Source organism: Acidovorax sp. GW101-3H11 (genome assembly GCF_001633105.1).
Taxonomy (GTDB): domain Bacteria; phylum Pseudomonadota; class Gammaproteobacteria; order Burkholderiales; family Burkholderiaceae_C; genus Acidovorax.
The window spans coordinates 168733-182223 of the sequence record NZ_LUKZ01000002.1; the positions used below are offsets into that span (position 1 = coordinate 168733).

General features: G+C 61.5%; 10 protein-coding genes and 4 pseudogenes. 6 read left to right on the forward strand and 8 right to left on the reverse strand.

Annotated elements, in window-relative coordinates:
• From A1D30_RS02955 to A1D30_RS02970, 5 genes and pseudogenes are all read left to right on the forward strand, one after another.
• Nucleotides 1–887 (forward strand): HlyD family efflux transporter periplasmic adaptor subunit (locus tag A1D30_RS02955; RefSeq protein ID WP_063459317.1); only part of this gene is annotated, 887 nt, incomplete at its 5' end.
• 14 nt (nucleotides 888–901) lie between these two features.
• On the forward strand, nucleotides 902–2529 hold a 1628-nt coding region (locus A1D30_RS25970), incomplete at its 3' end, for an efflux RND transporter permease subunit (RefSeq protein ID WP_206779301.1).
• A gap of 1 nt (nucleotide 2530) precedes the next feature.
• A pseudogene (locus A1D30_RS25975) lies at nucleotides 2531–4198 on the forward strand (efflux RND transporter permease subunit); the annotation flags it as partial.
• A 106-nt stretch (nucleotides 4199–4304) separates the two neighbouring features.
• A complete protein-coding gene (locus A1D30_RS02965) occupies nucleotides 4305–4694 on the forward strand; it encodes a hypothetical protein (protein WP_055401683.1) in 390 nt (129 codons plus the stop codon).
• 5 nt (nucleotides 4695–4699) lie between these two features.
• Nucleotides 4700–5556: DMT family transporter (locus tag A1D30_RS02970; protein ID WP_242421764.1), on the forward strand; the 857-nt coding region annotated here is incomplete at its 3' end.
• Nucleotides 5557–6329: 773 nt separating this feature from the next.
• On the opposite strand, the gene A1D30_RS02980 is transcribed toward A1D30_RS02970, so the two are convergent.
• The 5 genes and pseudogenes from A1D30_RS02980 to A1D30_RS02995 all read right to left on the reverse strand — a co-directional run.
• A complete protein-coding gene (locus A1D30_RS02980) occupies nucleotides 6330–6662 on the reverse strand; it encodes a hypothetical protein (protein ID WP_015013008.1) in 333 nt (110 codons plus the stop codon).
• 101 nt (nucleotides 6663–6763) lie between these two features.
• A pseudogene (locus A1D30_RS02985) lies at nucleotides 6764–7183 on the reverse strand (chromate resistance protein ChrB domain-containing protein).
• Nucleotides 7180–7500 carry a rhodanese-like domain-containing protein gene (locus A1D30_RS26325; RefSeq protein ID WP_051022504.1) on the reverse strand — a complete coding sequence of 107 codons (321 nt, stop codon included), beginning with the start codon at nucleotides 7498–7500 and terminating at the stop codon, nucleotides 7180–7182. The pseudogene A1D30_RS02985 and the gene A1D30_RS26325 overlap by 4 nt, the downstream one beginning before the upstream one ends.
• Nucleotides 7501–7524: 24 nt before the next feature.
• The gene (locus tag A1D30_RS26330; protein WP_252635817.1) at nucleotides 7525–8100 is read right to left on the reverse strand and encodes a Fe-Mn family superoxide dismutase; all 576 of its coding nucleotides are present in this window, start codon (nucleotides 8098–8100) and stop codon (nucleotides 7525–7527) included.
• Between the two features lie 19 nt (nucleotides 8101–8119).
• A pseudogene (locus A1D30_RS02995) lies at nucleotides 8120–8569 on the reverse strand (chromate transporter); the annotation flags it as partial.
• Nucleotide 8570: 1 nt separating this feature from the next.
• On the opposite strand from A1D30_RS02995, the pseudogene A1D30_RS26335 reads away from it, so the two are divergent.
• Nucleotides 8571–8780, forward strand: a pseudogene (locus tag A1D30_RS26335) (EamA/RhaT family transporter); the annotation flags it as partial.
• A gap of 33 nt (nucleotides 8781–8813) precedes the next feature.
• Here the strand turns inward: A1D30_RS26335 and A1D30_RS03000 are convergent.
• From A1D30_RS03000 to A1D30_RS03015, 3 genes are all read right to left on the reverse strand, one after another.
• Nucleotides 8814–9449 carry a hypothetical protein gene (locus A1D30_RS03000; RefSeq protein ID WP_233559556.1) on the reverse strand — a complete coding sequence of 212 codons (636 nt, stop codon included), beginning with the start codon at nucleotides 9447–9449 and terminating at the stop codon, nucleotides 8814–8816.
• Between the two features lie 408 nt (nucleotides 9450–9857).
• Complete coding sequence (locus tag A1D30_RS03010) at nucleotides 9858–10238, reverse strand: hypothetical protein (RefSeq protein ID WP_063459322.1); 381 nt, start codon at nucleotides 10236–10238, stop codon at nucleotides 9858–9860.
• A gap of 63 nt (nucleotides 10239–10301) precedes the next feature.
• Entirely contained in the window at nucleotides 10302–13490 is a 3189-nt protein-coding gene (locus A1D30_RS03015) for a CusA/CzcA family heavy metal efflux RND transporter (RefSeq protein ID WP_063459323.1), read from the reverse strand.
• Nucleotide 13491 lies beyond the last annotated feature (1 nt).

Sequence of the window (13491 nt, forward strand, 5' to 3'; positions counted from 1 at the left end):
TGTCAGGCCGTGTGGTCGTGGACCCCAATGCGAGTGGTCGTGTCCAGGCGATCCATGGGGGACGGATCGAAGCGGGACCACGCGGTCTGCCGGTCGCCGGCCAGACCGTGCGGCAAGGAGAGGTGCTGGCCTATGTGGCCCATCACGCCGAGCCTTATGCCCAGGCCAACCAGCAGGCCCAGCTGGCCGAGTTGCGCAGTGGCCGGGAACTGGCCGCACAGCGGGTGCAGCGGCTGCAGTCCCTTGAAGGCACGGTGCCGCGCAAGGAGATCGAGGCCGCACGTGCTGAGCTACAGAGCCTCACCGCGCGCGAGAAAAGCATTGGAGCGAGCCTGGCTGCCAGAGAGGCCTTGCTGGCTCCCGTCTCCGGCGTGATTGCCAGAGCCGACGCAACCAAAGGCCAGGTGGTTGAGGCCCGCGAAGTGTTGTTCGAGGTGATTGACCCTGCACGAGTGTTGGTGGAGGCCACTACGGCAGATCCTGGCTTGCCCGCACGCACGGGTACAGCCCACTTGCAGGGGGTGCTTGGCGTCAAGCTGCAGCTGATCGGCGCAGCGCGCAGCCTGCGTGATGGCGTCCTCCCGATGACTTTCAGGGCCGTCCCGGAGCAATCGGGCACAGCCTTGCCGCTGGCGGTCGGACAGCCCGTCACCGTCGTGGCCTCGCTGAACGAGCAGGTGAAGGGCTTCGTCCTGCCTGCGCAGGCCGTCGTGCGCAACAGTGCCAACGAGCCGGTGGTCTGGATCAAGTCCGGTGCAGAGCGCTACATTCCCCAGCCGGTGCAGTACCGGTCCCTGGACGCCGCCACGGTGGTCGTCACGCAGGGCCTGGGCGCTGACAACCGCGTGGTGGTGCAAGGTGCGCCGCTGATCGCACAGATCCGCTGAACGGAGCCCACGCAATGTTCAATTGGATCGTAAGGAACAGCCTTCACAACCGCCTGTTCGTCCTGGCGGTCGCGGCGCTGCTGATGGTCTACGGGGCCATCACCGCATGGCGCACGCCGGTCGATGTGTTTCCCGACCTCAACAAACCCCTGGTCACCGTCTTGACGGAAGCAGGAGGTATGGCACCCGAAGAAGTCGAGCAACTGGTGACCTTCCCTCTGGAGACCGCGCTCAACGGCATGCCGGGGGTCACGCGCGTGCGCTCCACGTCCGGCGTGGGCCTGTCCATCCTCTATGCCGAGTTCGATTGGGGGACGGACATCTACCGCAACCGCCAGCTCGTGGCGGAGCGCCTGGCACTGGTGCGGGAGCAACTCCCCGGAGGCATTACGCCCGTCATGGGACCGGTGTCTTCCATCATGGGCGAAGTCATGCTCATCGCACTGCCGTTGGCAGCAGGCGATGGTAAGGCCGCCGCAGCGACACCCATGCAGGCCCGTGAGTACGCGGACTTCGTGCTGCGCCCAAGACTTCTGTCGATTCCAGGGGTGTCTCAGGTCATCCCTATCGGCGGTGAAGTACGTCAGTTGCGGGTGGAGCCTGATACCGCGCGCATGGCGCAGTTCAGGGTGACATTGACGCAGATCGAGCAGGCCCTTCGAGGCTTTGCGGGGAATGCGGGAGGTGGCTTCATCGACCTCAACAGCCGTGAATTCCTCATCCGCCACATTGGCCGCACCAGCCGTGTCGAAGACCTGCAGGGCGTGGCCGTAGCCTGGAAGGACGGCCGAGCCATCTTGCTGGAACAGGTGGCCAATGTCCGGTTCGCTGCCGCCATGAAGCGCGGTGACGCCGGATACAGCGGCGTGCCTGCCGTCATCGTCAGTGTGCAAAAGCAGCCTGCGGCCGATACCGTCAAGCTCACCCACGCCATCGAAGCGGCGTTGGGGGACCTCAAACAAGGGCTGCCCGTGGGTTTGGCTGCTCCGAAGGTGTTGTTTCGCCAGGCGGACTTCATCGAGGCGTCTATCGGCAACGTGACCGAGGCTCTGCGCGATGGCGCCATCATGGTGGCCATCGTGTTGTTCGCCTTCCTGTTGTCCGCGCGAACCACTTTGATCTCGCTCGTGGCGATACCCTTGTCGCTGGCCGTGACAGCCATGGTGTTCCGGTTGATGGATCAGTCCATCAACGTGATGACCCTGGGCGGCCTGGCCATTGCCATTGGCGAACTGGTAGACGATGCGGTGGTGGACGTGGAGAACATCCTGCGCAGGCTGAAGCAAAACCGTGCCCAGGGCAATCCTCTGTCCATGCTGGAGGTCGTGCGCCGGGCGAGCGTGGAGGTCCGCTCGGGCATCGTCTACGCCACCGCCATCGTGGTGCTGGTGTTTGTGCCGCTGTTTGCGCTGCCGGGCATCGAAGGGCGCCTGTTCACGCCCCTGGGCATCGCCTACATCGTGTCAGTGCTGGCCTCGATGCTGGTCTCGATGACAGTAACGCCCGTGCTGTGCCTTTACCTGTTGCCGGGGATGAAACGGCTGGACCACGGTGACAGCACGTTGGTAGCCTGGCTCAAGCGGCGGGATGCGCAAGTGCTCAGCTGGTCGTTTTCTCGCGCCAAGGTGCTGATGGCTGTCGCNACAGTAACGCCCGTGCTGTGCCTTTACCTGTTGCCGGGGATGAAACGGCTGGACCACGGTGACAGCACGTTGGTAGCCTGGCTCAAGCGGCGGGATGCGCAAGTGCTCAGCTGGTCGTTTTCTCGCGCCAAGGTGCTGATGGCTGTCGCTGCACTGGCGGTAGCTGCAGCAGCTGCAAGCGTCCCGTTTTTTCCACGCGCCTTTCTGCCTGCCTTCAATGAGGGTTCGCTGGTGCTGGGCATGGTGTTCAACCCAGGCACTGCGCTGGCGGAAGCCAATCGCATGGGCGCGTTGGCGGAGACGCTGATTGCTGAGGTCCCCGAGGTCACCCAGGTGGGGCGCCGGACGGGGCGGGCCGAGCTGGATGAACATGCCGAAGGCGTGCATTCGGCCGAGATTGATGTGGACCTGAAGCGGTCCGCCCGGGACCGCGAGGCCGTGATGGCAGACATCCGTGCCCGTTTGGCCGTCCTTCCAGCCCAGGTGGCCATTGGCCAGCCTATCTCCCACCGCCTGGATCACCTCTTGTCAGGGGTGCGGGCGCAGATCGCGCTCAAGATCTTCGGCGACGATACGGACACCTTGCGGGGCCTGGCCGAACAGATGCGCCAGGGACTCTCGGGCGTTCCAGGGCTGGTGGATCTGACCGTGGAAAAGCAGGTGCTGATCCCCCAGATCACGGTACGGCTGGACCACCGCAAGGCCGCGCAGGTTGGGCTGTCTCCTGGCGAGGCGGTGCGGGTGCTGCAGGCCCTGACGGATGGTGCCCATGGTGCGCAGATTGTGGACGGCCTGCGCCGCTATGAACTGGTGCTGCGCCTGCCCGATGACAAACGCAGTCCTCAGGATCTGGCTCGCACGCTGATCGACACGCCTGCGGGGCAGATACCGGTGTCTGCCATCGCCACGGTCCAGGAAACCGATGGCCCCAACCAGATTGGCCGAGAAAACGGTCGTCGGCGCATCGTCGTTTATGCCAACACGGACGGCTCCGACATGGGCCGAGTCATTGCAGACATTCGTGCGGTGATGGCAAAGACGCCATTGCCACCGGGGACCTTTCTGAGTCTGGAAGGCCAGTTCCAGGCCCAGGAGCAAGCGATGCAACTGATCGTCGGCTTGTCGCTGGTGTCTTTGGCAATGATCTTTCTCGTTTTGTATGTACGCTACAAGTCGGCGGTGTTGGCCGGGATCATCATGGCCAACATTCCGCTGGCGCTCATCGGCAGCGTGGCCGCGATGTGGCTGGCGGGGGTGAGCCTGTCCGTGGCCTCCATGGTGGGCTTCATCACGCTGGCGGGCATTGCCACACGCAACGGGATTTTGAAGGTCAGCCACTACATCAACCTGTGCAAGTTCGAGGGTGAGGTCTTCGGCCAACCCATGGTCGTGCGCGGCTCGCTGGAGCGGTTGACCCCGGTGTTGATGACGGCGCTGGTGGCTGCCTTTGCGCTGACCCCGCTGCTGCTGGCGGCCGATGCACCTGGTAAAGAAATCCTGCATCCGGTGGCGGTCGTGATTTTTGGTGGACTCGTCAGCTCGACCTTGCTGGACACGCTGCTGACGCCCGTGATGTTCTGGCTTTTCGGCGAAAGTGCCACCCGGCGCTTGATTGAGGGCAGCAGCGCGCAAGCCGAAAGCGAACCCATAGGCCAGGAGGCCTTCTGATCCCAGGCTCCAGCTTAATTCTCACCCACTTTTTGATAGGCCTTGGTGCGCTGCCTTTTGAAGCGCGCCAGTGAAACAAACTCAACGGAAGGAAACCCAAATGACCATGAAAAAGAACTTCTCCCAACTGCTGGCAGCCACCGCAATCGTGATGGCATCCCTGACAAGTGCGCCTGCTGCAATGGCCCATGGTGCAGCCGAGCCTGCTCACGGCGGCGTGGTGCAAACCGCCTCCGACCTGTCGTTCGAGTTGGTCGCCACCGCTGACGGCGCGGCAATCTACATCGTGGACCACGACGAGGATGCGGACGCATCCAAGTTTGGCGGCAAGGTCACCGTGCTGAACGGCACTGAAAAGGCAGAGGCGCCCCTGAAATCTGCAGGCGGCAACAAGCTGGAGGCCAAGGGCGTGAAGTTGGTCAAGGGCACAAAGGTGGTTGCGCTGATCACGACCAACAGCAAAAAGACCGTCACTGTACGATTCACGGTGAAGTAAGGCCCATGGCGCGCGGCTCTCTGTCCTTGCCTGCACTGCGAGGCGGTCTGCTGGCCTTGCTGGCCGCAGCCTTGTTTGGCATCAGCACCCCGCTGGTTCAACGGCTGGGTGCTGGGCTGGGGGCGTTCACGACGGCTGCGCTGCTGTATGCAGGGGCGGCTGTCGTTGGTGCCTTGTCCCTGCGGACCGCTGCCCACGAGGCAAGGTTGCAAAGATCCGACGCCTGGCGCCTCATCGGCATGGCGGGGTTTGGCGCTGCCCTAGGTCCTGTCGCCCTGTCCTGGGGTCTGCAACACACGAGTGGCGCCAGCGCGTCGCTCATGCTCACGCTGGAAGCGCTGTTCACAGCCACTCTGGCGTGGTGGTTGTATAGCGAGACCATGGACCGCCGTGTGTGGGCAGCCATGCTTCTTTTGCTGGCCGGTGGCATGGCTTTGGTCATGGACCAGGGCCTGCAGGGCGGCACGCAGCTGCTCGGTCTGCTTGCCGTGCTACTGGCGACGGTGGCCTGGGGCGTGGACAACACCCTGTCCCGGGGACTGGCCGAGCGCGATCCCAGCCAGGTCGTAATGGCAAAGGCCTCGCTGGGAGCCGCTGCGACAGCATGTCTTGCCATGGCGTGGGGCGAGCCTTTGCCCACCCTGACGGCAGCTCTAGGGCTCTTTGCCGTGGGGGCCACGGGGTATGGCTTGAGTCTTCGGTTCTACCTTCTAGCGCAGCGGGCTTTTGGGGCGGCGCGGACTGGCTCCGTGTTCGCCTTTGCACCTTTCATCGGTGCGGCTGTAGCGTTCGGCTTCGGTGAACGGTCTGCGGGGTGGCTGATGCTGCTCGGTGGTCTTCTGATGCTTGCGGGGGTGCTGCTNGCTTTTGGGGCGGCGCGGACTGGCTCCGTGTTCGCCTTTGCACCTTTCATCGGTGCGGCTGTAGCGTTCGGCTTCGGTGAACGGTCTGCGGGGTGGCTGATGCTGCTCGGTGGTCTTCTGATGCTTGCGGGGGTGCTGCTGCATTTGGCTGAAAGTCACGGGCATGAACATGCGCATGACCCGCTGGAGCATGAGCATGCCCACCGTCACGACGATGGACACCATACGCACTCCCATGACGTGATGCCCACTGGGAGCCATAGCCATGTGCACTTTCACGAGCCGGTGACTCATGCCCATCCCCACGCGCCCGATGTGCACCATCAGCACAGGCATTGACTCATTGAGCGGTACCGAGACAGCGGCTAAGGAAATTTCATGATGAAAAAATCAATGCTCTTGTCAGCTGCTGCGCTGACATTCCTTGCGATCTCCGGCTGCAGCACACCTGTCTACGAGGACCGGTACGCTTGGTCCGAAGGCTGGAGGGTCGGCAAAGTTACCAAATTAATCCAAGCGGACGAATTCTTGAAGGTGAGCGGCTCTCGCTGCCGGCAAATGGAGCTCGGCCCCACCGACCAGATTGCAGTCATCCGATGGCGGGAAGTCACCCGAACCCGTGGGCACTTCGCCAGAGTTGACGCGGGCTCCGGCATGGCCGTGGGCGATGAGGTTTACTTCAACGCGTGGAAGTGTGACCAACCTCCAATAGTGCCGAAGGCCCCGCGTGGGGCCAAGGCGGGGCAAACGCCGTAGAGACTGACGAGGAGCCTCAACGAGACGGACTCTTTCTGACCGTGCCTGCGTACACCACACTGCCCGCATCGCGATACTGCAATTCCTCCCCCACGCGCACCACGTCAAAGCAGACGGGCGAGACCTTGCTGACCTCGGGCAGCAGCAGGCAGAGTTGGTTGTTCTGCGTGCTCCAGCGTCCGGCGCGTGTGCGGCCGTTTTCTGAACGCTCTAGGCGGCCGTCCAGGAAATAGTCATGCCCCCAATGGCGTCCGTCGGTGACATGGTGCCCGCCCAGCGTGGCGCGGATCTGCGCGGTGGTCAGTTTCGTTTCCGGGGGCGCCGCGCAGGCCAACGGAGCAAGCGTCATGCACAGGAAATGCGCTCACAACGCCTTGGTAAAGCGGCTGAGCCACCGCCTAGCACCCGCCGTCATGCGGCCATACTCGGGGGCCAATTGTGGGTTTCTGCCTAGCAGGACTTACACCAAGCATGGAGCGCGTTGTACATCACCATGCCATGCCCTAGCATCTCAAGGTCATCGCTGAAGGTCTTGCACAGGCCAAGCGACAGCGCCTAGAGGCCCGCAGACTGCGGCGCCAGGTCCAGCCTGGATGTGTCTGCGCCCCGCACGATCACGGTCAGTTGCTGTAGGGCGGGATCGGTGAGTTCGTACTTCTTGAGAAAGGCGTCAAAGCTGCACAGGTCACCGTCGTGGGTCAATTCGACGCCGCGCACGTCGTAGGGGATCGCTCCCGTGTCCTGGGCCACCTGAAGCACCGAGGCTGTAGGCTTATAGAGGAATTCCGGCTCTTTGTCGATGAACCGGGCAATCAGCCAGGGGCAGGCAATGCGGTCGATCTTGGGCCGCTCGCGGGTGACCCATTTCATGCGGCACCTCCTTGCGTTTCCAGAGGCAGGGCAGCGGCTTGCCAGGCCTCGATGCCGCCCACGTGGTAGCGCGCGTTCATGCCGCGTGCCCGCAGCGCCAGGAACGTAGAGCGGCCAATGTCCTTGCCGCGCAAGCAATACAGCCGCACAGGTTTCGTGGCGTCCAGTTCCTGGCTCCACTCCAACACGCGCGACGGATCGCGCGAGGACACTCCGGCAATGACCTGCGGGCTCTGCAGATAGTCCTCCTCAAGTCGCAAGTCAAACGCACCTGCCGCACCGGCCAGCGCAGAGCCTGTGTCGATGCCAAATGCCAACGCATCCGCCTCGACAGCAGCGCCTTAGCGCTTGTAGACCTTGTCCCACTGGATTTCGCCATGTAGGCATCCACATAGGCGCCCGCCTTGGCCCCGAAGTCCAGTTGGTACGCATGCTCGTACATGTCCAGCGCCAGTACGGGCGTTGCGCCGGCCAGGAGGTGCGTGTGGGTCGGCCGCCCAGTGGTTGATGAGGCGGCTCTCGCGGGAGGACCAGGACAGCAAGGCCCATCCCGATCCGCCCCCCATGGCCTTGGCCAGCCCAGTGAACTGGCTGCGCCAAGCGTCCACGGAGCCAAAGTCACGCGTGAGCGCAATGGACAACCCGCAGGAAGGCAATACACCGTTGCCCCCCAGATTGTCGAAATACTGCTCGTGCAGGAATGCTGAATTTGCGGCGATCAACTCCCCGCGCTTGAGGCCATTGATGGTGAAAGTTGCAGCATTGCTCCAGTCCAACGCTGCGAGTTCGTTGCGTATGGCATTCAGGCGCTTGACCGCACCCGAGTAGTTGTTTTCGTGGTGGCTGGTGATTAGACGGTTCGAAAAGCCAGAGAGTTGATCGGGGTTCAGCGTCAGCGGACGGATTTGGTAGTTCATGGGGTTCTCCGTCAAATGGTCAGGGTTGGACGTGGGCCACAAGCGGATACACGGCCAGACCCATCAAGGCAGCGGCAAGCAACACCACAGGCGCGGGCAGCTTCTTGAACCGCCACAGGACGGCAGCGGTGGCAAGAAACAGCGCAGCTGTGGGTAAATCCACAACGGATCGCTGGCCCAACACCACCACCGCACCGGCAATGGCGCCCACGGCAGCAGCAGTCACTTCGTCAACGAACGCCAGCACACCAGGATGTTTGCCATGCTTCTCGAAGTACGGCGCGGGAATCACGGTGAGCAAGTAGCAGGGCATAAAGGTTGCCAACGCCGCGACGACCGCGCCCCAGAAGCCGCTGATGAGGAAGCCGATAAATCCTGTCGTGATAACCACCGGGCCGGGGGTGATCATGGCCACGGCCACGGCGTCCACGAACTGGCGATCCGTGAGCCATGCGTACTCCTTAACCACGGGAGTGGTACTGCACTTGGCGGAAGGCCATGGTCACGAGCACACACACGAAGTGCTTGAGCATGAGCATGCCCACCGGCACGACGATGGGCACCATTCACATGTGCACGATGTGATGCCAAAGGGCAGCCACAGTCACAAGCACACCCATGAACCTATGACCCACGCCCATCCCCATGCTCCTGACGTGCACCATCAACACGTTCACTGAACCCCCGGTATTTTTTTGTCTGCTCCCCCGAGGTCACTTGACCGTCAGGTCGGCGACCAGGCGAGCCTTGTAAGCCCTTTCCCGAATTGCATCCTCGCCGTCAGTCGCCCATACAAACGTGCTCTTCCATGCCCAAACCGTTCCATCGATCCGAAGAAATCGTAGGTCACCAGCTTTACCATCCACGGTTGCGACTTGACGCTCTCCTTCGAAATCCAAGGTGAACGTATGCGTTCCTGGCTTCAACTTGAAGCGCACCATCGTGTTGGGGAGAGTCTCGGCGGCCATTGCGTTATCCGCGCTGATCTTCACAAACCGCCCGCCATCTCCCCAGTTGCGCCGTACGACGTAGACGGTGAGCGCATTCGGATCGGGAGTAAAGCGCTTCGCCTGAGCGTCGGCATTCAGGCTGGGGGCGGGTACCCGAGTGCACGCGACTACTCTGCCCTTACTGGTCTTGTAGCAGTATGGCGCTTCGGCGGAGGGATCGGCCCCAGTAGAGGTAGCACAACCCGCCAGCAGGCTAGCTGCCAGCACAGAGCTGAGGATCACGGAGAGGCGGCGGGTGCCTGAATATGCAGGTATTTTTGTCATGGATCTGTTTTTTTGCTGTGGAGGTTGTTGCGTATTGCCTGAAGCTTCATCAGCGACCCCGGTACCGTCACCCACGGTCTGCCTCCTTGGATTGCATATGGCGGTGCCGCGATTTCGGTGTTTTTCGGTGTTTGAAACGCATTGCCTGTCGATCCCTCAGTCTCTTGGCCAAGCGTCGGCTGTACTTGACTCTCACCGCCATTGGCGGGTGGCGTTTGAGCCAGATACGCCGCAGCCTCCAAAACACAAACACGGAGGTCAACAAGCCGATCCAAATCCAGAACAGCTTGGCAAAGAGCGCGACCTGTGCAGCCTGCATTGACATGGATCGCTCCTTTTTTGGCCTCCAGCACAGGCATGTTGCCGATGGGCGGTCCGAACTCGCCGATATGTAGTCAGCTGCTTTGACGTGAACGGACTGCGGAAAGTGGGATCACTTCTGGAAGCGTTGCGAAGGCAATCCCCCCAGCCGGCCTTCGTGTACTACTTCAGCGTGAAGCGGACGGAGGCAATCGACTTGCCAGCCTTCGAGACGGCGACGACGACTTTGGTACCGGCGGGGACTTTGAAGCTGCCCGTGGCTTCCAGCTTGCCGTCACCGGCTTGGAGCTGGACATCCTGTTTCTCGCTGCCTGCCAGCAGCGTGACCTTGGCGGTCATTCCCGCAACGGCAACGGGCTTTCCATGGTCGCGCATATAGAGCTGCAGCTTGTCGGCGCTGGCAACGAATTCGTACTCGACCTCCTTGGCTTCTGCGACAGCACCACCGTGCATCGGCTTTAGGTCGTGGCCGTGATTGTCCGCAGCGAAGGCTGCGCCCGAGATCGACACAGACAGGGCGAGAATGAGTTGGGAAAGTTTCATGACAGTTCCTTTGGGGGTGGAGAAAAGGGACGGCCCCACGATCAGCGAGCGGGACCGTTTCAACTACGCGGACGCGGACACGTCTGGGGGATGCGAGGGCTCAGCGGACACGTCCTCATCTTCCTCATCGGGCCGGTGGGCCAGACGGTAAAGAATCGGCAGCACGAGAAGCGTGAGCAGCGTGGACGAGAGAATTCCGCCGATCACCACGGTGGCCAGGGGACGCTGGACTTCAGCGCCGGTGCCTGTCGCAATGGCCATTGGAATGAAGCCCAGCGAGGCCACCAGGGCAGTCATCAGAACCGGCCGTAGCCGGGTGAGCGCGCCGTCACGGATTGCTTCGTCAAGACCAACGCCGCCTTCCCTCAAGCTGCGGATGTACGAAATCATCACCAGACCATTGAGCACGGCCACCCCAGAAAGCGCGATGAAGCCGACAGCCGCAGAGATAGACATCGGAATGTCGCGAAGCCAAAGCGCCAGGATGCCCCCCGTCAAAGCGAATGGGATGCCAGTGAAGACCAGCAGACCATCCTTGACGTTGCCGAACATAGCGAACAGCAGCACGAAAACCAGCAGCAGGGACACCGGCACGACGATCTGCAGGCGCTGCGTGGCCGACTGCAAGTTCTCGAAGGTTCCGCCCCAGCTCGTCCAATAGCCGGTAGGAATCTTGATCTGGGCCAGGCCTTTCTCAGCCTCTGCGACGAAAGAGCCCACATCGCGCCCGCGCACGTTGGTGCTCACGACGATGCGGCGCTTGCCGTTTTCTCGGCTCACCTGGTTGGGGCCAGGAGCAAGCTCGAATGTTGCTACCTCGCCCAGCGGGATGAAGTTCGTTTTGGCCTCTGTCCCATTGGCAGAACGCGGCAGCGGGATAGGAAGGCGCTTCATCCCTTCGAGATCGTTGCGCAGGGATTCAGGCAGACGAACCAGGATGTCGAATCTGCGGTCGCCCTCGAACATAGTGCCGGCCTCGCGTCCACCGATAGCGGTGGCCACGGTGTCTTGAATGTCGGCAACGTTCAGACCATAGCGAGCAGCCTTCTGGCGGTCGATGTTCACGGTGAGCATCGGAAGCCCCGTCGTCTGCTCAACCTTCACCTCAGAGGAGCCCTGAATCTTCTGCAGCATTGCGGAGACTTCTTCTGCGGACTTGTTCAGGACATCCATGTCGTCACCGAAGATCTTCACGGCTACGTCACTGCGCACCCCGGAGATCAGCTCGTTAAAGCGCAGCTGAATGGGCTGGGAGAACTCATAGTTGTTGCCCGGGATTTTCCCGATGACTTCCTGAATCGCCGCGAGTAATTCGTCGCGGGTTTTTCGAGGTTCGGGCCATTCGGCCATTGGCTTGAGCATGATGTACCCGTCCGAAATGTTCGGCGGCATGGGGTCCGAGGCAATCTCCGCAGTACCGGTTCTGGCGAAGATGCGCTCGATCTCGGGGAATTTCTCTTTCAAGGTCCTTTCAATTTGCTGCTGCATTTGGACTGACTGGGAAAGGCTGGTGCCTGGGATGCGCAGCGCCTGGATCGCAAAGTCGCCTTCATTGAGATTGGGTACAAACTCGCTGCCCATACGCGTGGCGATCAACCCGCACAAGATCACCGCAACTGCAGCTGCGGTCAGTACGACCGCCTTGGCGGCCATGACACGGTCGAGCAGTGGACCATACAAGCGCTTGGCATGGCCCAGCAGGAAGTTTTCCTTCTCGCTGACCCGATTGCCGATGAACAGGGCCACCGCTGCGGGGATGAATGTCACCGACAGAACCATGGCGCCCAGCAGTGCCGCGACCACCGTGAATGCCATGGGGTGGAACATCTTCCCTTCAACGCCTGTCAGCGCGAAGATGGGCAGGTACACCACCATGATGATGAGCTGTCCGAACAGCAATGGACGCCTTGACTCCTGGGATGCCAAAAACACCTCATGGAAGCGCTCAGCCCGCGTCAGTGGCCGACCGTGGTGCGCTTGTGCATGGGCAAGTCTCCGTACGCAGTTCTCAACGATCACCACCGCTCCGTCGATGATGATGCCGAAGTCCAACGCTCCCAGGCTCATCAGGTTGGCGCTCACCTTGTACTGAACCATACCCGTGAAGGTAAAAAGCATCGACAAGGGGATGACCATTGCCGTGATGATGGCGGCACGGATGTTGCCCAGAAAGAGGAACAGGATCACGATCACCAGAACCGCGCCTTCCAGCAGGTTCTTCTTCACCGTACTGATGGCTTTGTCAACAAGCACGGTACGGTCGTAGACAGTCACCGCGTGCACCCCCTCTGGGAGGCTCTTGTTGACTTCCAACATCTTCTTGTCCACCGCCTGCGAGACAGTCCGGCTGTTCTCGCCGATCAGCATGAACACCGTGCCGAGGACCACTTCGCGTCCGTTGTCTGTTGCAGCACCTGTGCGCAGTTCCCGGCCAATGCCAACTTCTGCCACGTCGCGAACGCGCACAGGAACACCGTTGGCGCTGCTGAGGATCACGTTACCGATGTCTTCCAGCGACTTCACCTGACCAGGTGCACGAATCAGATACTGCTCGCCACGCTTTTCGATATAGCCCGCGCCCACATTGCCGTTGTTGCGGTCCAGCGCAGTGACCACATCCTGCAGTGTCACGCCCAGAGAAGCCAGGCGTTCAGGGATGGGCGCGATCTGGTATTCCTTGGCAAAGCCGCCAATGGAATTGATCTCGGTCACGCCAGGAACATTTCGCAGCTGTGGCTTGATGATCCAGTCCTGAATCTCGCGCAGGTCTGTTGCGGTATAGGGTGAGCCATCGGGCTTCTTCGCCCCGTCCTTGGTTTCGACAGTCCAGAGATAGATTTCGCCCAGCCCGGTCGAGATGGGCCCCAGCGCTGGCGTGATGCCGGCAGGCAGCTTGTCGCGCGCCTCCTGGATACGCTCGTTGACGAGCTGCCGAGCAAAATAGATGTCGGTTCCGTCTTTAAAAATGACGGTCACCTGCGACAGACCGTACCGCGAAAGCGACCTGGTCTGCTCCAGGTTTGGCAGGCCAGCCATGACCGTCTCAATGGGGTATGTAACCCGCTGCTCAGTCTCCAAAGGCGAGTAGCCTGCGGCCTGTGTGTTGATCTGAACCTGGACGTTCGTGATGTCAGGGACCGCATCGATAGGCAGCTTTTGGTAGCTGATGACGCCAAGCGCCGCCATGCCCAGGGCCGCTAGAAGCACCAACCATCGCTGCTCGATCGAGAATCGAATGAGTTTTTCAAACATG